The sequence below is a fragment of the Flavobacterium sp. ACN2 genome (genome assembly GCF_002303885.1).
Taxonomy (GTDB): domain Bacteria; phylum Bacteroidota; class Bacteroidia; order Flavobacteriales; family Flavobacteriaceae; genus Flavobacterium.
On the sequence record NZ_MRCM01000002.1, the window covers coordinates 434,300 to 453,940 of the forward strand.

A 19,641-nucleotide genomic window follows, 5' to 3' on the forward strand; every position below is an offset into this window, starting at 1 on the left:
AAAATTATTGCCTATGAAAAGTATTTTAAAGATTATCAAAGCAACTTTTTTAGGAGGAATTCTTTTTTTAGTGCCTTTAGTTGTACTATTAATTGTTTTGGAAAAAGGATATGGTATTGTACAAAAAACAACACTTCCGTTAGTAAGTGCTTTACCAAAAGTAAGCGTTTTAGGACTTGCAATTCAAGAACTTGTTGGATTATTAATCATAATTCTAATCTGTCTGGTTGCTGGATTATTGGCAAGAACTGCAGCGGCAGAAAAATTGGTTCAGAAATTAGAAGAAGGAATTTTAAGTTTTGTTCCCGGTTATTCATTTATGAAAAGCATGAATGAAAACATATTGGGTTTAGAATCTAAAGACGATTTAAAAGTAATATTAGTTCCTACTGATGCTGGTTTACAATTTGCTTTTTTAATAGAACAAATCAGTGATGAGAAATCTACAGTTTTTATACCAGATGCTCCAAACCCTTGGAGCGGGTCGGTGGTTTTTGTAGATAAAAAAGATATTACAGAAATCGATATTACGCAAAAACAAGCTTTGGCCTGCATTCGAAAATTAGGTTACGGATCTGAAGAATTGTTAAAAAACAAGCTCTAGTTTTCAGAATCAAAAAATATACTTTAACTTCCCTACATCAAATCAATCCCACTATATCATCTATGTTAAGCAGACAACAAAAACTTTTAGTAATGAAAATTGTTAGTCTGTTCTCTGTAGTTCGAGGTTACAATATTCCAATCATCGTTTTAGCCCAGTATTTATCAGCAATTTTTATATTGGCGCCAGAAATTAGAGCATTGGATATTTTGCTTGATTTTCACTTGTTTTTAATTGTTTTTGCTTCGGCTATTACAATCGCTTCAGGATATATCATCAATAATTTTTACGACAGTCAGAAGGATTTGATTAATCGTCCGAATAAATCGATGCTGGATCGTTTGGTTAGTCAGAAAACTAAATTGAACGTTTATTTCAGTTTGAATTTTCTTGCCGTTCTAATGGCTTTTATTGTTTCCTGGAGAGCTTTTTTGTTCTTTTCAGGTTATATTTTTATGATTTGGTTTTATTCTCATAAAATTAAAAAATATCCCATTATTGGAAATTTAATGTCTGCTTTGCTTGCTGTAACACCTTTTTTTGCCATTCTTTTATATTTCTATAATAAGATTTCGTTTGAAGAAATTGAGAATCATATGAGTCATTTTGTGGTGATTTCGGCACATGCGGTTTTCTTGTTTCTGCTTTTATTGATTCGCGAAATGATAAAAGATTTAGAAAACCTGAAAGGCGATTTAGTAAGCGACTATAGAACAATTCCAGTTTTATATGGAGAAAAAATTTCTAAGCAAATTATCACGGGGTTGACTTTGTCTACCATTTTACCTGTTTACGTTTTGGTTAATATTTATGATGTAGGCTATATGGACATTTATTTTTATGTGTGTTTTGGAGTTCTTCTTTTCTTCTTGATTTACTTATGGAAATCGGACTCTAAGGAACAATATTTAAGACTTCATAATGTCCTTAAGTTCCTCATTGTATCTGGCGTTTGCTGCATTGTTCTGATTAACCCGAGCGTCTTATGGCATGGTCGCGAATTGATTTCTAATTACTAAAGCTCTTTAATCTCCCGCAGATTTAGCAGATTTTTTTCTTTGTGTGGCTCTGTGCAAACTTTGCGAATCTCTGTGAAATAACAATCTTTAAAAGAAGCCAATTGATTGTTTTTTAGCCCCGATTATAGTGGAAATCTTTTTATTTTTTTCTTTAAAAAATAAAAAATTGAAACGGAAAGCGGGAAACCATGCCTCAAAAAAAGCCAATTGTATTGCTACTAAACCTCTTAAAATAAAGCGCTATTAATCTAAGAACATTGAACTTAAGATTTATTAGCAGGAAAAAACTATCTTTGCACAAATTAATGATTCTATGAACAACAAGGAAGGCAACAATAAAAGAGGCGGATCGAGACCAAATAGCTCACGACCAAACTCTAACAAGCCAAAACCTCCTATGGCTAAGCGCGCGCAAGGGCCTAAAAAAGTAAAACCTGAAGTTAAAGCTGCTCAGGAAGCTGCTGCTGAAAAATTGAGAAAACAAAATCAGCCAGCAAAGAGACAAAAGGCTTCAGATGAAATTCGTCTGAACAAATACATCTCTAATTCTGGTGTTTGTTCTCGTCGTGACGCCGACATTTATATTCAGTCTGGAAACGTAAAAGTTAACGGTACTGTAGTTACAGAAATGGGTTATTTGGTAAAACTAAATGATGTTGTAAACTTTGACGGTGTTACATTAACTCCTGAAAAGAAAGAATATATTTTATTAAATAAGCCTAAAAACTTTACGACTGCCTTTGACGAAGGTCAGGAATATCGTAACGTTCTAGAACTTGTTCGTGGCGCTACAAATGCAAAAATTGCTGCTGTAGGAAGAATGGACAAGAATACAACTGGTTTATTATTGTTTACAAACGATACTGATATGATTCGTAAGTTTACATTGCCAAACCAGAAATCGTCTAAAATCTATCAGGTTTCTTTAGACAAAAACTTAAAATTTGAAGATTTAGAAAAAATCAGCAAAGGTTTAGTTCTTGACGGACACCGCGTTTTTGTTGAAGAAGTAAGCTATATTGATAATGAACCAAAAAGCGAAGTTGGTCTTAAACTGCGTACTGCTAACGTAAAAGTGGTGCGTTCAATTTTTGAATCTTTCGAATACAATGTATTGCGTATTGACCGTGTTTCGTTTGCTGGATTAACCAAAAAGAATCTTCCTCGTGGAAACTGGCGCTTTTTGACCGATCAAGAAGTTATCAATTTGAAAAACACATAAGCATTTTTCAAATTTAAGTCATAAATGAATCCTGTTTTCTTCTAGAAAATGGGATTTTTTATTTTTAAAAACTAAAGAAATTATGTCCGAAAAGGGTAAAAATAGATCTTCCGATAGATTGGTTTTTATCTTCTACAGTTTCGTAAGATGAAAAACCTAGGATGATTTTAATTCCGGGAGGAATGCTGTTTAAAATATCTCTTTTTTGGTCTTCTAAAAGGAGTTTTAAACTTTCTATTAATTGAAGATTGTATCTTAAATAAGACATTACAAGTAATGCTGAAAAGTTAAGTATTTCTCTGGCTGTTTCGCTTTTGATACCAACTTCGTTTGAAACCATTTCTGAAATTCTGCCTTTTTTGTTGGAGAATAATTCTTTCAGTAAAGCATTTCCTTCTATGCGGTAACAGTCGTCGACTGATAAAATTCTGCCTGCATTAAAGTCTATTTCTTGGTAAAAAGTAGAATCTTCTTGGATTAATGAAACGATTTCAGAATAAAAATCAGATTCTTCGGCTTTGTTGTAGAGTCCCATTAAAATTGTACCGATCGAGACGTCTATTCCCTTTATTAAAAGTGCATCATTCTCAAAATAAAACTTGTTTAACTTGGAGACAACATTAGAAGAAATAAAGCGTCTAAGTTCAATTTGTAGGTTTGGGGTCATACTCATAACTTAAAAAATAATTATTTATACTGATTTAAAATAATCGATAAAATGAGGCTTTTTATCGTTTATCGAGATAAAAATATAAAAAATTTTAACATTTCCAAAAATTAAGTTAAAAATTTACCTTCTTAATAACCAGTTCTTAACACTAAAAACGTCTTAACACTAGCAAACACAACCCTTTCGTTGTCAAATACAAAAGAAAAAAAGTTAAGAAAAGTTTGATGTTTATTTTTGCTAGCAACGCTAAAAAGCTGAAATTGTTATAGAATTAAAATAAAATGTTTCGATATTCCCACACAATACTCAAAAATATGCCCAAATAAACCACCGCAAACAGAAAGTTAACAAAACTTGAAGCAATGAATCCTAATAGCGATCCGGCGGCTGCTTTTAGAGCTCGATTATGATTTTGAGAATCATACATTAATTCCCCAATTAAAGCGCCCAAAAATGGTCCAATTATAATTCCAAAAGGAATTGGAGCAAAGATTCCCACAATCAAACCAATGTTGGTTCCCCATACTCCATAAGAGCTTCCTCCGAACTTTTTAGTGCCTTTTGAAGGAATAATATAGTCTAATATAGTAATGATGACCATTAGAACAAAAGTAATTCCTAAAACCCAATAATTATTTTCGACTGCTTTAGTCAGGTAAAGTAATAATATTCCAACCCAAGAGCTAGATAATCCAGGAAGAACAGGAAGAAAACTTCCAAAAACACCAACGATTACACATATAAATCCTAGCAGTACTAAAAGTAAATCCATAATATTTTTGTAAGTTTGTACTTATTATTTTAAACATTTTAATAGTATGAGAACTCTTGTAAAAATAGTTTTTTTTCTATTCTTTGTATTCTCCATTAGCGAAAATACGATAGCTCAATCTAAGAAACTTTCTACAGATGACAAAGCAATACAGGACAGTCTTTACACCAGCAATAAGAAAAAAGTAATAAATTTTTCTATGAGAGACTTTGATAATCTGTTTTTCGATTTTTTTAATAAAAAAAACAATCCTAATATCCTTCTGAGTAAAATTGAATTTTACACCTATACGGTTCAAATAGCAGCTTTTTCAGACAGACTTATCAAATTATACCCTGATCAAAAGGAAGTTGCAGAAAAAAACAAAGAAAATTGGCTTTCGGAAAACTATGAAGATTATTTAGAATACAAAGCTTCTCAAAAAAAATAATCGTATTTTTGTTATATCATCCAATTTTAAAACTTTGAGGCAGTTTTTCCCTTTTTTTATTTGTATCCTTTTTAATTCTTGTCAATACTTTGAGAAGCAGGTTCCGTCTGAAAAAGAATTACTTCAAAAAGAGTTGAAATCTATTAACTGGAAAGAAGTTGATGAATATCCTTCTTTGCCTGATTGCGATAAAATTGGTGATAAAAAGCTTCGCCAGCAATGTTTTTTTGAAGTGATGTCGAATCTTATTCAAGAAAAACTCAACGTTGATACTTTATCTATTTTATATCCAGAATTGGACACCATCGAAGTCAAAGTAACCGTTTTTCCTAACTCAACTATGAAGTTTGAACCTCAGTTTCCTAAAGATTCTGTAGTTTACGATACCATAAAAATTGACAGCATTCTGCACGCACGACTAGTCGATTTTCCGAAAGTAAATCCAGCCATAAAACGCGGTATTCCGGTAAAAACACAGTTTATTCTGCCTGTTATTATAAAAGCAAAAGACGAGAAGTAATTTTATAAGGAGCTAATTCCTGCTGTTCGCTATATCTTTTGCTTTTTAAAGAAAAAAGCAAAAGGATGCCGCTCCCATCAGGGCTAGGGCATTCAATTTCAAAATGAGTTATTTTCTAAATTGACGTCCTTTCCATTTATAAGAACCAAATAAACTGTACAAAGCAACAGTCGAACTAAAAAACGGATACCATAAACTACTTAACAAAAGACTTTTAATTCTGGTTTTTGTCAAAAATCTATTAGTTATTGAAAGCAAAATAAAGTCAATTGAAATTTTAGAAAAAGCAAAAATTACAAAAATTGGATAAGAGCAAATCCCTAAAAGAAGAGAGAAAAATCCGATTACAAAACTCAGATTTCCGAAGAAAATAATCAATCCAAGAAACTTTCCAAAAGTGCTGTTATACGAACTTGTTTTAGCCGCCCAACGTACTCTTTGATAAAATAAAGATTTCCAGTTTTCGGTTGGTTTTGTTGTTACAATCGCTTCTTCTGCTTTTAAATAATATACTTTTTCAGGAAACTTTTGAATCGCTTTTTGCAGTAAAAAAACATCATCTCCGCTGGCAATTTTATCGTTCCCTTCAAAACCATTTAAACTTTCGAAGAATGCTTTTGTATAAGCAAAATTAGCTCCGTTGCACATAAAACCCTTATTTAAACCAAAACTTCCAATTGTAGCGCCTTGCAGACTCGTTAAATCCAATTGCTGAAAATGATCTAGAAATGAGTTTTCACACTGATACGTTACAGCTCCAGCAAGCATGGAAACTTTGTTCTGCTGAATGTAATTATCAAAAGTCAACAGCCAATTTTCGGGAACAATACAATCGGCATCGGTTGTAATAACCCAATCGGTTTTTACGTGCTGCATTGCCGTTGTAATGGCATCTTTTTTAGGAGAATTGGAAACCCGAATATTGTTTATTTGCGAAATGTGAAATGTGAAATGTGAGAATTGAAATTTTTCATCTGAAGCATCATCAACTAAAATTACATCAAATAAATCTGTTGGATAATTTAGCTTTGAAAAACTTTCCAAAAGTAGGGGCAGATTTTCTTTTTCATTTCTAAAAGGAACAATTATCGTAAAACTTGTTTTTGGCTTTAAATTACTTTTCTGGTATTGTTTCACCTTGAAAAAACCATAAATCAGCAAAGAAATGCTAACGATATAAATGGCTAATATGGCAAACAATCCGAAAATCATTCTGGAGTTTTCGTTTTAAAATTCAGCACAAAAAAGCTTCCTAAAACTACTGGAAGAACTACGTTTAAAAACCACATTAAAGTGCTTATAAATACAACAATCCATTCGTTTACGCCCAATATTCCAAAGAAGTAAATCGCAACACTTCCTTTTACTGCAAAGTCTAAAAACTGAAAAGTTGGCAATGAAGAAGCTAAAAAGTAAACTGATGTTATCGCTGCCATCAAAGTTAAATAAGGCAAATCGACATCAAAACCTAAAAACAAAAAGTAATACTGATGCGAGAAAACCAAATAACGACAGATACCTAAAAAGATATTTTTCTGATGAACCGATTTCGGAATTTCATTGATTTTATGAATCAGTTTTTCTATCGAATATCCTTTGACTTTTATCTTTTTAATGGAGAACAATAAAATCAAAATCAGAACAAATCCGCCAAAAAGAATCAAGACTGTTTTGGTCGTAATTACATTAAATTGCGCGTTGAAATAGAGTAATCCGAAGATCCCAAAAATGATCGTTAAAATCATTTGGATTCCGTTGCAGATTAAGTTTAAGAAAACCACTCTTTTGGTTTCTGATTTCGGATAATAGAGCGCTTTTCCTGCATACTCTCCTACTCCATTCGGTGTAAAAATTCCTGCCGTCAAAGCAGCCAAAACCTGTTTTGTCGCTTCATAAACCGATATTTTATGAATAACCTGCGCTAGATTCTGCCATTTCAAAATTTCGAAATAACGGTTTAAAACACTCAAAAGCAAGATAAATGAAACCCCTAAAACCGACTGATTTTTTTGGAACAAAGCAATAAACTTCTGCCAGTCTAATTTATCGTTGTTAGCCAACTGATTATAAATAAAATAAAATGCGCCGCCAACAATTAAAAGTTTGACTACGAGAACTAGGAATTGCTTAGCTTTGTGAGGAATTGAAATCATGCCGCAAAAGTAATCAATTTGAAAATGTGGCAATGAAAATGTGACAATTAGAAAATGAGTCAATTTTCTAACTTGAAACTTTAAACTTGAAACAAAAATCTCTTGACACAAGAACGCATCATATTAGGTATTGACCCCGGAACCACAATTATGGGTTTTGGATTGATTAAAGTAATCAATAAAAAAATGGAATTTCTGCAATTAAACGAATTGCAGCTTTCCAAATACGACAATCATTACCAAAAACTAAGAATCATTTTCGAGCGAACGATTGAACTAATCGAAACGCATTGTCCTGACGAAATTGCAATTGAAGCACCATTCTTCGGCAAAAATGTACAGTCGATGTTAAAGCTCGGACGAGCGCAAGGTGTTGCAATGGCAGCAGGACTTTCAAGAGGCATTCCGATTACGGAATACGAACCTAAAAAGATAAAAATGGCGATTACCGGAAACGGAAATGCCAGTAAAGAACAAGTTGCCAAAATGTTGCAACAGCTTTTAGGCTTAAAAGAATTACCAAAAAATCTCGATTCTACAGACGGTTTAGCGGCAGCGGTTTGTCATTTCTTTAATTCGGGAAAAGTTGTGGCTGGAAAAAGTTATTCTGGTTGGGATGCTTTTGTGAAACAGAATGAGGATCGAGTTAAGAAATGAGCCAATGTGCCAATTTGATAATTAGATATTTTCTATAGACAACAAATAAATTATCTAATTGACACACTCTCTAATTATCTAATTAAAAATGAGCGGTATCTACATCCACATACCTTTTTGCAAGCAGGCTTGTCATTACTGCGACTTTCATTTTTCGACTTCGATGAAAAAGAAAGACGAGATGGTTTTGGCATTAGCCAAAGAAATTGGCATGCGCAAAAATGAGCTTCTCGACTCCGCTCGAAGTGACAATGAGATTATAGAAACCATTTATTTTGGCGGAGGAACTCCTTCTGTTTTAACCAATGACGAAATAAACTTTTTAATTTCTGAAGTTTATAAAAACTATAAAGTTGTAGAAAACCCTGAAATTACACTTGAAGCTAATCCGGATGATTTGTCTGCTGAACGAATTCTGGAATTATCTAAAAGCCCAATAAATAGATTAAGCATCGGAATTCAGTCTTTTTATGAAGAGGATTTGAAGATGATGAATCGTGCCCATAATTCGGCGGAAGCCAAAAAATGTTTAGAAGAAGCGAAAAAGTATTTCGATAATATTTCATTAGATTTAATTTACGGAATTCCAGGAATGAGTGACGAAATGTGGAGACAGAATATTCAAACGGCTTTAGATTTCGGCATTCCGCATATATCGAGTTATGCTTTGACGGTTGAACCCAAAACGGCTTTAAGCAAATTAATTCAAACCGGAAAAGTTGCTGAACCTCAAGACGAAGTGGCTTCCAACCATTTTCTGATTTTGGTCGAAATGCTTCAACAGAATGGTTTTATTCATTACGAATTATCAAATTTTGGAAAAGAAAAGTATTTCTCCAAAAACAATTCGGCTTACTGGCTGGGCAAAAAATACATCGGAATCGGACCTTCGGCACATAGTTATGACGGCGTAAAAAGAGGCTGGAATATTGCTAATAATTCATTGTATTTAAAAGCTATTCAGAACAACGAACTTCCAATCGAAACCGAAATCTTAACTGTTTCTGATCGTTACAATGAATATATCATGACGGGATTGCGAACCATTTGGGGCGTTTCTTTAGAAAGAATTGAAAAGGAATTCGGATCAGAATATTTGAATTATTTACTGGAACAAGCTCAAAAGTTCTTAAATGACAATTTACTTTCAATAGAAAACAACATTTTAAAACCAACTCCAAAAGGAAAATTTTTAACAGATGGAATTGCTTCAGATTTATTTTATCTAAATTTGGATGAATAAAAATTAGCCACGAAGGCATAAAGGCTCAAATTTATTAAACTTTGTGACTTAGCGTCTTTGCGGCATAAAATCCAAATTTGTGTTAGCAAAAATCAACAACTTCGAAATCGACTTATCAAAACCCATTGATATTTCTATTCCATTAACCAATACAGATGAAAATCCGATTGCGTGGTACATCGAAAAACCTATTATTGAGCCTGTAGTTTTTGGCGATTGGATTGGAAAAGTTTCTGAAGGAAAATCATCTACGAATTTCAACAATATTTTCTTCAATCCACATGGGCATGGAACGCATACGGAATGCTTGGGGCATATTACCAATGATTTTTACAGTATTAACCAATCTCTAAAACAATTTTTCTTTTTTGCTAAACTGATTACGGTTGAACCTGAAAAGATTGGAGATGATTTTGTGATTACGAAAGAAAACATTTCGACTTCGCTCAATGTGACAGCAGTGGATAGCGCTTCGACTCCGCTCAGCGTGACAAACGAAGCCTTAGTTATTCGCACTCTTCCCAATCAAAAAGATAAAAAATCAAGAAAATATTCGAATACCAATCCACCGTATTTGTCTGAAGATGCTGCAATTTTCATCCGCGAAAGCGAAATTCAGCATTTACTGATTGATCTCCCAAGTGTGGACAAAGAACATGACGAAGGAAAATTATTAGCGCATAAAGCATTTTGGAATGTAAAAGACACAGTAAATCTAAATTCTGATGCAAGATTAAATGCTACAATTACTGAGATGATTTATGTTCCAGACGAAATTGAAGATGGAAATTATATACTAAATCTTCAAATCGCTTCGTTTGAAAATGATGCCAGTCCATCAAAACCGATTCTCTATAAAATTGCAGATTTTAGATTGTAGATTTTAGATTATTCTACTGCAAAATCTAAAATCTACAATCTAAAATAAAAAATAAAAATGATAACCGTTTCTACAGATAAAACCAAACTCGACGTTCTGTTTATACAAAATTTTCTAAAAGACATTTATTGGGCTGCGGGACGAACGATTGACGAAGTGCAACGAACTATTGATGCTTCGGTTTGTTTTGGAATTTATTTAGAGGACAAACAAATTGGCTTTGCACGTGTGATAACCGATTATGTCGTTTTTGCCTATTTAATGGATGTTTTTATTGATGAAGAACATCGTGGAAAAGGCTACTCATCAATTTTAATTCAAGCGATGATGAATGAGTCTCAACTGCAAGAAGTTAAAATCTGGCGATTGGCAACAACTGATGCTCACTTTTTATACGAGAAATTCGGATTTACAAAATTAAATCATCCTGAAAAGATGATGGAAAAAATAGTCTAATGAAAACAGTTTTAAAACTTGAGGAAGTCGCTTTATTCCTTCTTGGAATCTTTTTGTTCAACCGCTTAAATTATGAATGGTGGTGGTTTCTTACTTTAATTTTAGCTCCCGATTTATCAATGATGGGCTATGTTTTTGGAAACAAAGCTGGAGCATTTCTTTATAACATCTTTCATCACAAAGGAATTGCGCTTTTAATTTATGCCATCGGATTTTATTTAAGTATTGAAATGGTGCAATTAGCGGGAATTATTTTATTTTCACATTCGGCAATGGATCGAATTTTTGGTTATGGTCTTAAATATGAAAAAGGCTTTAAATACACGCATTTAGGTGAAATTGGTAAATAAACAGTTATGAATTTAGAAACGTTTTACGAATATTGTCTTTCAAAAAAAGGAGTCAGCGAACATTTTCCTTTTGATGAAGACACTTTGGTCTTTAAAGTGGGCGGAAAAATGTTTGCTTTGTCTTCGCTTTCTCAATGGGAAAAAAATGAGCAATCAGCAAATTTAAAATGCGACCCAGACCGCGCACAGGAACTTCGAGCAGAGTATGACGAAATACAACCTGGATTTCATATGAGTAAAGTACACTGGAATACCGTGGCTTTGAATGGAAATTTACCTGATAAATTCGTGAAGGAACTTATAGACCATTCATACGAATTGGTTTTCAAAAGTTTGACAAAGAAAATTCAAAATGAAATTATCGAATTAGAAAATTAGGCATTACATTTGCATCGTAAGAAAAAAAATTTAGCAGCTTAGCCGCTTTGAAACTTAGCAACTAATAAACAATGAAAGAACAATTTAAAAAATTTCTAAACGAAGAACAAGATCCAAAAGCGATTGAAAAAATAACTTCGAAACTTACTGATTTATTAATGAAAGGTGAAGAAGTTGGTTATATCGCCGTGCAAAAAAAGCCTGCAATTACTGTTTTTCCTGATAGTATAATCTTAACCAATAAACGTATTATTATTTGCACGCCTAAAAACTTAGGTCTTTCAATGAATTTTACAGATTATACTTGGGATGATATTACAAGCTCATTTGTAAAAGAAAATATTTTAGGTTCTGAATTTTCATTTAGCACTAATACAGACCTGATTATTTCTATAGATTATATTCCGAAAATTCAGGCTAGAAAAATGTATACCTATGCTAAAGAGCAATTAGATTTATTAAAAAATCCTGTTCAGACAGCAGCTCCAGTTCAAGAAATTGTGGAAGAAGCAGAAGTTGAAGACGAAATCGAAGAGGTAGAAACAGAAGAAGTAACAAGCTTTGCAGAAATTTTACCTGCAGCTCCAGCTGTGACAGAAACTTTTGAACCGCTTCCGACGCAACCAACTCAACCTGCTGGAGAACGTAGATTAAGTGATTTATCTAAAGAAGAACTTTTTGATAAATTACAGAATTACAAAAAACTTCTTGATAATGGTTTGATCATGCAAGGAGAATATGATGCTTACAAAAAAGAGATTTTAAGTTATATGTAATTTTAAAGTACAAAGTTCTGAGTACAAAGTACAAAGATTATTGACTTTGTCTAAAATAAAAAAGCCCGAAATAGAGATTCTATTTCGGGCTTTGCATTTATAGCTTTGTATTTAGAAACTTTGCACTTTGTACTTATAAAGTCGCTTTTTGCTTTTCTACAAATTTATGAGATTGCAGTTCCAGTAACTCTTTTGCATTTTTTCGTTGCAGATCGAATAAACCTTTATCTTCTGCAATATCAGCGTACACTTTATCATGCATTTCGGCACTTGTTTTAACCAATAATTCACGTTGGTATTTATTTTGTGTCAAAGTTGCTTTCATTGCGGTTTCGGCTTCTTCTTGCTTGAAATCGAATTCCCCTTTTGGCGCTAATAATTTAGCGATAATCGGAGATGTTTCAATAGCAAGAAACAACAACATAATGAAAAATGACGGAAGCCAAGGCAGTTTATTTAAGGCATTGATGCGCGCCATTAATCCGTCGAAACCTTCAATAATAGGCTGTGTCTGCGAAACTTTTTTATCTAAATCGGCCTGAAGCTGTACGCCAGCTTTTTCTTTTTCGGCAATTTTAGCTTCGTTTGCTTTTTTAAGTATTTCAAATTCTTTTAAGGCCGCATCGTGTTTTTCGCGTTTCTCTTTATAAACCGGACCTTTTCCTAATTTTTTAGTTCCGGTTGTTCCTTCGGCTTCAGTAATATAAACTGAATATAAATCGTTTACTTCTTTCTCTTTCTTTACAATATCCGCTTTAAGCGCAGCAATTTCAGCTTTATTTTTATCTAAATCCGTTTTGAAATACGTTCCAATTTGTTTTTTGTTGGCCAATTCCATTTCGTTTTTCTCTTTCAATAAAACGGTATTGATTTCTTTTTCGAAAATCTTAATCTCCAAAGGCTTCGAAATTACAATTGCAATAATAATAGCCAAAGCAATACGCGGAGTTGCCTGAAGGAATTCGTCTAAGAAACGATCTCTTTTTTTAATCGTAGAAACGATAAATCGGTCTAAATTGAAGATTAGTAAACTCCAAACAAATCCGAAAATTAAAGCGGGATAAATAGAATCGAAAACAGTAAAAAGCGCATAAGCACTGGCTAGAAAAGCCATAACTGCCGTAAAGAACACGGTGGCGCCAATACCAACGTATTTGGTTTGTTCGCCTTCTGAGCAGTCTTTCAAGAGATCACGGTCGGCTCCTGAACATAGGATAAAAAATTGTTTTAACATGATTGATGATTTTTGATTGTGATTGATATGGCAAATTTAACGCCAAATTTTCAAATACAGTCAAAATATCAATTTCTTTTTAGTTGTGAATCAAACGTTTGAAAACGCAATGTTAGTTAAACATTAATAATTATAAGCAATAACTGACTAATCATAACACTATGTTAATTTTTTTTCAAGGCTTTAGTAATACACGGGTCTTAGTTTCGCAACCGAAATTAAACTAAACACACACAATGAAAAAATTCTATCTATTAACAGCATTCTTTTTATTCGCCTTTACAGGTTTTGCTCAGAAGGCTATTATATCTGGAAAGATATTGGACGCCGATGACAAACTGCCTCTTCCTGGAGCAATGGTTCAAATTGTAGGCGAGAAAAAATATACCGTTTCTGACTACAACGGTCGTTTTGAATTATTAAATATTAATGAAGGAACTTACCAAGTTGAAGTAAAATATATTGGATATACTTCTTTATCTCAAGAAATAAAAGTGGAGCAAGGAAAAAACAATGTAATTGATTTTTCTCTTAAAGCTTCTGAGAATGAACTGAAAGAAGTTATTGTTGGAGATATCTTAAAAGGTCAGGCAAAAGCGCTGAATCAACAGAAAAATAACAAAAACATCGGAAACGTAATTTCTTCAGATCAAATGGGACGTTTCCCAGATGCTAACGTTGGAGACGCTTTAAAACGTGTTCCAGGTATCACAATGCAGAATGATCAAGGTGAAGCGCGTAACATTATTATTAGAGGTTTAGCTCCATCTTTGAACTCTGTAACTTTAAATGGTGACCGTATTCCATCTGCTGAAGGAGACAACAGAAACGTACAAATGGACTTAATTCCATCTGATATGATTTCTACAATCGAAGTAAACAAAACACTAACATCAGACATGGATGCTGATGCAATTGGGGGTTCTGTAAACTTAATTACAAGAGCAACTCCAAACGGAGAAAGAATTTCTGCAACTCTTGCAGGAGGTTATTTACCAATTCGTGACCATGCTTCTTATACTGCTGGTTTTGTTTATGGTAACCGTTTTGCAAATGATAAATTAGGAGTAGTTTTTAGCGGATCTTATAACAATGTGGATTACGGTTCTGACAACATCGAAAACGAATGGGTAAAAGATGAGTTTGGAAATGACTATTTACAAGCTTCTGAAATTAGAAAGTATGATGTACAGCGTATCCGTCGTAGTGCTTCTGTTGCTTTAGATTATAAATTCAATGACAACAATACCATTTTTGCAAATGCAATCTACAACTGGAGAGATGATAGAGAAAACCGTTTTAGAACTACTTACGATGATATTGAGCCACTTTATAATGGTGAAGAAATTGTTGGTTTTGAAGGCCGTGTAAAACGTCAGACAAAAGGTGGTTTAGACAACAACCGAAACAAAAACAGAAGATTAGAAGATCAGAGAGTTCAAAACTATTCTATTCGTGGAGAGCACTTAATCAATTCTACATTAGATTTAGACTGGTCTGCAAACTATGCAAAAGCTAGAGAATACCGTCCGGGTGAGCGTTACATCGAATACCGTCAAAAAGGTTTAGAAATGTTTGAAGACTTATCTGACATCAGATTTCCTTTGATGACAACTGTTGGCGAATCTGTTGACGAATTTAAATTTGACTCTGTTACTGAAAACACAGACGAAACAAGCGAGAGCGAATTTGGTGCTAAAGTAAACATTCGTTTCCCTTTCTCTGTTATTGCAGGAGAAAAAGGAAGATTAAGAACTGGTCTTAGACTTCGTTTGAAAGAGAAAGAGAGAAACAATATGTTTTATTCTTACACTCCGTTAAACGACGACATGGAATTATTATCGCAAGTTCCAACAAGTTATTATGACGGAAAAGATTTTAATCCAGGAAGCAAATATGTACCAGGAACTTTTGCTTCGGCAGCTTTCTTAGGAAGTTTAGATTTGAACAATGCTTCTTTATTTGAAAAAGAAACAGATCCAGCAGAATATTTGGCTGTAAACTATAATGCTAAAGAAAGAATTACTGCAGCTTATGTAAGATGGGATCAGGATTTTAACGATAAACTTTCTATGGTTTTAGGTTTCCGTGTGGAGAATACTCATATCGATTATACAGGAAACCGTGTATTAGACGAGGAAGAATTAGAGAGCAAAATCAACAACACCAACTCTTACACTAATTTACTGCCAAGTATCTCATTCCAATACAACGCAACAAAAGATTTAGTTTTGAGAGCTGCTGCTACAACTGCGTTGGCTAGACCAAACTATTATGCATTGGCTCCTTATGTAAACAATATTGCTGCCGATAAAGAAATTACAGCTGGAAATCCAGATCTTAAAGCTACTTATTCATACAATTATGATTTCATGGCTGAGAACTATTTCAAATCTGTTGGTTTAATTTCTGGAGGTGTTTTCTACAAAAGATTAAACGATTTCATTTATAACTACAGCGATAATCAATATACAGATGCGAAATTTGCTGCAGATTTCCCTAATCAAGTAAACCCAGTTCCAGCCGGAGAAAACTGGTCTTTCTTACAATCAAGAAATGGAGAAAATGTAGATGTTTACGGATTTGAAGTTGCATTCCAACGTCAGTTAGATTTCTTGCCAGGTAAATTCCTAAAAGGTTTTGCCATCTATTTGAACTATACTTACACACAATCTAAGGCAAAAGGTATTGCCGATGAGGACGGAAACGAAAGAAATGACATCAGTCTTCCTGGTACAACGCCACATATGTTTAACGGATCTTTATCTTGGGAAAACAAACGTTTCTCTGCAAGAATCTCAACCAACTTTACATCTGATTACTTAGACGAATTAGGTTCTGAGTCTTACAAAGACAGTTACTATGATAAACAGTTTTTCTTAGATGCCAATGCTGCTTATAAGATTACTCCAAAATTGCGCTTTTTTGCTGAAGCTAATAACTTAACCAACCAACCGTTACGTTACTACCAAGGGGTTGCTGCTCATACAAAACAAGCTGAATATTACCAGCCACGTTACAATTTCGGATTGAAATTAGACTTGTAATCTGAACTTTTTTAAAATTCTTAAATTAGACAGAGTTTAGCGCTCTGTCTAATTGCATTAAAATATATAACATAATGAAAAATAAATCTTTAATTGCTCTTTTACTTTTAGCTGTTTCATTTACAGCTTGTAAAGACGATAAATTAGCCCCAGTTCAGCCAAACGCTGTAAAACCTACAGCTGTTACAGAAGCTTTACCTCACGATACAGACGATCCTTCTATTTGGATAAACCCAACAGATCCTTCAAAAAGCATAATTGTTGGAACAGATAAAGACACAGACGGAGGTTTGTATGCTTTTGATTTGAATGGAAAAATCCTTAAAAAATCAATTCCATTAAAACGTCCAAACAATGTTGATATCGCTTACGGATTGATTATTGACGGAAAAAAAGTAGACGTTGCGGTTACAACTGAACGTGAAAAAAATAAAATTAGAATTTTCAGTTTACCTGATTTAGAACCTATTGATAACGGCGGAATTCCTGTTTTTGATGGAGAAGCACAACGCGACCCAATGGGAGTTGCTTTATACACACGCCCAACTGATGGGAAAATCTTTGCTATTGTAGGCAGAAAAACGGGTCCTTCTGGAAGTTATTTATGGCAATATGAACTTTCTGGAAACGGAAAATTTGCTGCAGCAAAAGTGGTTCGCAAATTCGGAACATACAGCGGTAAAAAAGAAATTGAAGCTATTGCTGTGGACAACGAATTAGGTTTTGTTTACTATTGCGACGAGCAAGCTGGAATTAGAAAATACAAAGCAGATCCAGCTTTAAACGATAATAAAGAATTGGCTTTCTTTGGTCAGAAAGATTTCAAAGCAGATCACGAAGGAATTGCGATTTACAAAAAAACAGATTCTACAGGATATATTTTAGTATCCAATCAGCAGGCCAATTCTTTTATGGTTTATCCAAGAGAAGGTTCGAAAGAAAATCCAAACAATCATCCTTTATTGGCAGAAGTTCCGACTTCTACAATCGAATGTGATGGTGCAGATGTTACGAGCGTAAACTTAGGACCAAAATATAAAAACGGACTTTTTGTAGCGATGAGCAACGGAATGACTTTCCATTATTATGCTTGGGATTTAATTCAAAAACGCATCGACGAAGCTAAGAAATAAAGATTCAGTGTTGATTTGAAATTGCAGTTTTTCGGTACTTTCCTTTAAACTGTACTGAAAACTGCGTTTCAATGTCTTTAAAAAGTACTTATTGTCAGGCTGAGCGAAGTCGAAGCCAAGTTTCCAATTGAAATGCCCTTCGACTCCGCTCAGGGAGACAAGGAAGAAGTATCAAACAAACACAAAAAACAAAAAAAGCTGTTCATTTCTGAACAGCTTTTTTACTTTGAATTAAATAATTCCCTTTATTCTGTAATTGGTGCTCCTGCTAAGATTTCAGCATTTGCAAACTCTTCAAATTTGGCAAAATTAGCTTTGAATTTCTGAGCTAATTCTAACGCTTTTTTATCGTATAAATCTTTGTCTTCCCAAGTATTTCTAGGATTTAGAATTTCTTCTGGAACATTCGGGCAAGATTGTGGTTTTGCAATTCCAAACACTTTGTGATCTACGTACTCTACATTGTCTAATTCTCCTTTTAATGCAGCAGTAATCATAGCACGAGTATATTTAAGCTTCATACGACTTCCTATTCCGTAAGGTCCTCCAGTCCATCCTGTATTGATTAACCAAACTTTTACTCCAGCATCTTTCATTTTCTTACTCAACATTTCAGCATAACGCGTTGGGTGTAAAGGCATAAATGGTGCTCCAAAACAAGCAGAGAAATTAGGCTGAGGCTCTGTTACACCAGCTTCTGTACCAGCAACTTTTGCTGTATATCCAGAAATAAAGTGGTAAGCCGCCTGACCTGGAGTTAATTTTGAGATTGGAGGCAGAATTCCGAAAGAATCGGCCGTTAAGAAAAATATATTTTTAGGATTATGTCCAACCAAACCTGGCTGTACATTATCAATATGTGTAATTGGGTAACTTACACGAGTATTTTGAGTAATAGAAACATCGTCAAAATCAACTACGTTTGTTCCTTCTTTGAAAACCACATTTTCTAAAAGCGCTCCTTTTTTGATTGCTCTAAAAATGTCTGGTTCGTTTTCTTCTGTTAAATTAATCACTTTTGCATAACATCCGCCTTCAAAATTGAAAACAGTGTTTTCGTTTGTCCAACCATGTTCGTCGTCTCCAATTAATTTACGCTCTGGATCTGCAGATAAAGTTGTTTTTCCTGTACCAGACAATCCGAAAAAGATTGCTGTATCTCCTGCTTCACCAACATTGGCGCTACAGTGCATTGGAAGTGTATTTTTGAAAACCGGAAGAATAAAGTTCAATGCAGAGAAAATACCTTTTTTCATTTCTCCCGTATAACCTGTTCCTCCAATTAAAGCAATTTTTTTAGTAAAATCTAAAATAGCAAAATTAGACTGACGTGTTCCGTCTACAGCAGGATCTGCCATAAAACTTGGAGCACAAACTACAGTCCATTCTGGAGTAAAATTTGCCAGTTCTGAATCTTCTGGACGTAAGAACATATTGTAGCAAAACAAGTTTGACCAAGCAGTTTCTGTTACAACACGAACATTTAATCTATAATTTGGATCTGAACAAACATAAGAATCACGAACAAAAACCTCTTTGTCTGATAAAAATGCTGTTACCTTATTATAAAGCTTTTCAAAAGCTTGGGGCTCAAAAGGGATATTTACATTTCCCCACCAAACTTGATCTTTTGTAATATCATCTTTTACGATAAAACGATCTTGTGGAGAACGACCTGTAAATTCGCCTGTATTAATTGCTAACGCTCCTGTAGAATTCTCAACACCTTGTCCTGACTGCAAAGTAATCGCATGTAATTCATCTGCAGATAGTTGATAACGAACTTTTGCATTTTCAATTCCTAACTCTTTTAACGAAATCGATTGCGCGAAAACTGTATTAGTGTCCATAAGTTTTTAAGTTGTGTGTGATTTTTTGTTTAAAGCAAAATTACAGATTTATTTTTATTTCTTTTAAAATACTTAAATTTCACTTTAATTTATATGAAAAAAGAGAAATTTCACTTTAAAAATTATAAAAAGAAAAAAATAACCGCCTCTAATTTGTTTATTTACAACCTTATACGCGAATTTGTTATATTATTTTTGTTTGACAACAGAAAATACAAAAAAGTCACATAAATAAAGTTATATGTTA

20 protein-coding genes are annotated in these 19,641 nt (G+C 33.6%); 14 read left to right on the plus strand and 6 right to left on the minus strand.

Features of this window, described 5'->3' with window-relative positions; all coding sequences use genetic code 11:
• Positions 1–13 precede the first annotated feature (13 nt).
• The 3 genes from BSF41_RS03755 (at position 14) to BSF41_RS03765 (ending at position 2,845) form a co-directional block, all read left to right on the plus strand.
• Complete coding sequence (locus BSF41_RS03755; protein ID WP_095928170.1) at positions 14–604, plus strand: DUF502 domain-containing protein; 591 nt, start codon at positions 14–16, stop codon at positions 602–604.
• 62 nt (positions 605–666) lie between these two features.
• Entirely contained in the window at positions 667–1,623 is a 957-nt protein-coding gene (locus tag BSF41_RS03760; protein WP_095928171.1) for a geranylgeranylglycerol-phosphate geranylgeranyltransferase, read from the plus strand.
• Positions 1,624–1,936: 313 nt separating this feature from the next.
• Positions 1,937–2,845 (plus strand): pseudouridine synthase, encoded by a 909-nt coding sequence (locus BSF41_RS03765; protein WP_095928172.1) that lies wholly within the window; start codon positions 1,937–1,939, stop codon positions 2,843–2,845.
• Between the two features lie 64 nt (positions 2,846–2,909).
• On the opposite strand, the gene BSF41_RS03770 is transcribed toward BSF41_RS03765, so the two are convergent.
• Together BSF41_RS03770 and BSF41_RS03775 are read right to left on the minus strand one after the other, a co-directional pair.
• Positions 2,910–3,512: a DUF937 domain-containing protein gene (locus BSF41_RS03770; protein WP_095928173.1), complete on the minus strand. Its 603-nt coding sequence runs from the start codon at positions 3,510–3,512 to the stop codon at positions 2,910–2,912.
• A 274-nt stretch (positions 3,513–3,786) separates the two neighbouring features.
• The gene (locus BSF41_RS03775) at positions 3,787–4,287 is read right to left on the minus strand and encodes a DUF456 domain-containing protein (protein WP_095928174.1); all 501 of its coding nucleotides are present in this window, start codon (positions 4,285–4,287) and stop codon (positions 3,787–3,789) included.
• A gap of 46 nt (positions 4,288–4,333) precedes the next feature.
• On the opposite strand from BSF41_RS03775, the gene BSF41_RS03780 reads away from it, so the two are divergent.
• Both BSF41_RS03780 and BSF41_RS03785 read left to right on the plus strand, forming a co-directional pair.
• Entirely contained in the window at positions 4,334–4,717 is a 384-nt protein-coding gene (locus tag BSF41_RS03780; protein WP_095928175.1) for a hypothetical protein, read from the plus strand.
• A gap of 34 nt (positions 4,718–4,751) precedes the next feature.
• Positions 4,752–5,237: a hypothetical protein gene (locus BSF41_RS03785; protein WP_095928176.1), complete on the plus strand. Its 486-nt coding sequence runs from the start codon at positions 4,752–4,754 to the stop codon at positions 5,235–5,237.
• 108 nt (positions 5,238–5,345) lie between these two features.
• Here BSF41_RS03785 and BSF41_RS03790 read toward each other — a convergent pair whose 3' ends face one another.
• Positions 5,346–6,449: a glycosyltransferase gene (locus BSF41_RS03790; protein WP_095928177.1), complete on the minus strand. Its 1,104-nt coding sequence runs from the start codon at positions 6,447–6,449 to the stop codon at positions 5,346–5,348.
• On the minus strand, positions 6,446–7,390 hold the full coding sequence (locus tag BSF41_RS03795; protein ID WP_095928178.1) for a lysylphosphatidylglycerol synthase domain-containing protein: 945 nt from the start codon (positions 7,388–7,390) through the stop codon (positions 6,446–6,448). The genes BSF41_RS03790 and BSF41_RS03795 overlap by 4 nt, the downstream gene beginning before the upstream one ends.
• Positions 7,391–7,492: 102 nt before the next feature.
• On the opposite strand from BSF41_RS03795, the gene ruvC reads away from it, so the two are divergent.
• The 7 genes from ruvC (at position 7,493) to BSF41_RS03830 (ending at position 12,130) form a co-directional block, all read left to right on the plus strand.
• Positions 7,493–8,047: a crossover junction endodeoxyribonuclease RuvC gene (ruvC, locus tag BSF41_RS03800; protein WP_095928179.1), complete on the plus strand. Its 555-nt coding sequence runs from the start codon at positions 7,493–7,495 to the stop codon at positions 8,045–8,047.
• An 88-nt stretch (positions 8,048–8,135) separates the two neighbouring features.
• The gene (gene hemW / locus BSF41_RS03805; protein ID WP_095928180.1) at positions 8,136–9,290 is read left to right on the plus strand and encodes a radical SAM family heme chaperone HemW; all 1,155 of its coding nucleotides are present in this window, start codon (positions 8,136–8,138) and stop codon (positions 9,288–9,290) included.
• A 79-nt stretch (positions 9,291–9,369) separates the two neighbouring features.
• A complete protein-coding gene (locus tag BSF41_RS03810) occupies positions 9,370–10,170 on the plus strand; it encodes a cyclase family protein (RefSeq protein ID WP_095928181.1) in 801 nt (266 codons plus the stop codon).
• 57 nt (positions 10,171–10,227) lie between these two features.
• On the plus strand, positions 10,228–10,626 hold the full coding sequence (locus BSF41_RS03815; RefSeq protein ID WP_095928182.1) for a GNAT family N-acetyltransferase: 399 nt from the start codon (positions 10,228–10,230) through the stop codon (positions 10,624–10,626).
• The gene (locus BSF41_RS03820; protein ID WP_095928183.1) at positions 10,626–10,976 is read left to right on the plus strand and encodes a DUF4260 domain-containing protein; all 351 of its coding nucleotides are present in this window, start codon (positions 10,626–10,628) and stop codon (positions 10,974–10,976) included. Before BSF41_RS03815 ends, BSF41_RS03820 begins: the two co-directional genes overlap by 1 nt.
• 6 nt (positions 10,977–10,982) lie before the next feature.
• On the plus strand, positions 10,983–11,354 hold the full coding sequence (locus BSF41_RS03825) for an MmcQ/YjbR family DNA-binding protein (RefSeq protein ID WP_095928184.1): 372 nt from the start codon (positions 10,983–10,985) through the stop codon (positions 11,352–11,354).
• A gap of 71 nt (positions 11,355–11,425) precedes the next feature.
• A complete protein-coding gene (locus BSF41_RS03830) occupies positions 11,426–12,130 on the plus strand; it encodes a PH domain-containing protein (RefSeq protein WP_095928185.1) in 705 nt (234 codons plus the stop codon).
• Between the two features lie 133 nt (positions 12,131–12,263).
• Here BSF41_RS03830 and BSF41_RS03835 read toward each other — a convergent pair whose 3' ends face one another.
• Positions 12,264–13,364: a DUF4407 domain-containing protein gene (locus tag BSF41_RS03835; RefSeq protein WP_095928186.1), complete on the minus strand. Its 1,101-nt coding sequence runs from the start codon at positions 13,362–13,364 to the stop codon at positions 12,264–12,266.
• A 236-nt stretch (positions 13,365–13,600) separates the two neighbouring features.
• On the opposite strand from BSF41_RS03835, the gene BSF41_RS03840 reads away from it, so the two are divergent.
• A complete protein-coding gene (locus BSF41_RS03840) occupies positions 13,601–16,411 on the plus strand; it encodes a TonB-dependent receptor (RefSeq protein WP_095928187.1) in 2,811 nt (936 codons plus the stop codon).
• A 74-nt stretch (positions 16,412–16,485) separates the two neighbouring features.
• Complete coding sequence (locus BSF41_RS03845; RefSeq protein WP_095928188.1) at positions 16,486–17,544, plus strand: phytase; 1,059 nt, start codon at positions 16,486–16,488, stop codon at positions 17,542–17,544.
• 245 nt (positions 17,545–17,789) lie between these two features.
• Here the strand turns inward: BSF41_RS03845 and pckA are convergent, their stop codons facing one another.
• Complete coding sequence (pckA, locus tag BSF41_RS03850; protein WP_095928189.1) at positions 17,790–19,394, minus strand: phosphoenolpyruvate carboxykinase (ATP); 1,605 nt, start codon at positions 19,392–19,394, stop codon at positions 17,790–17,792.
• Positions 19,395–19,641 lie beyond the last annotated feature (247 nt).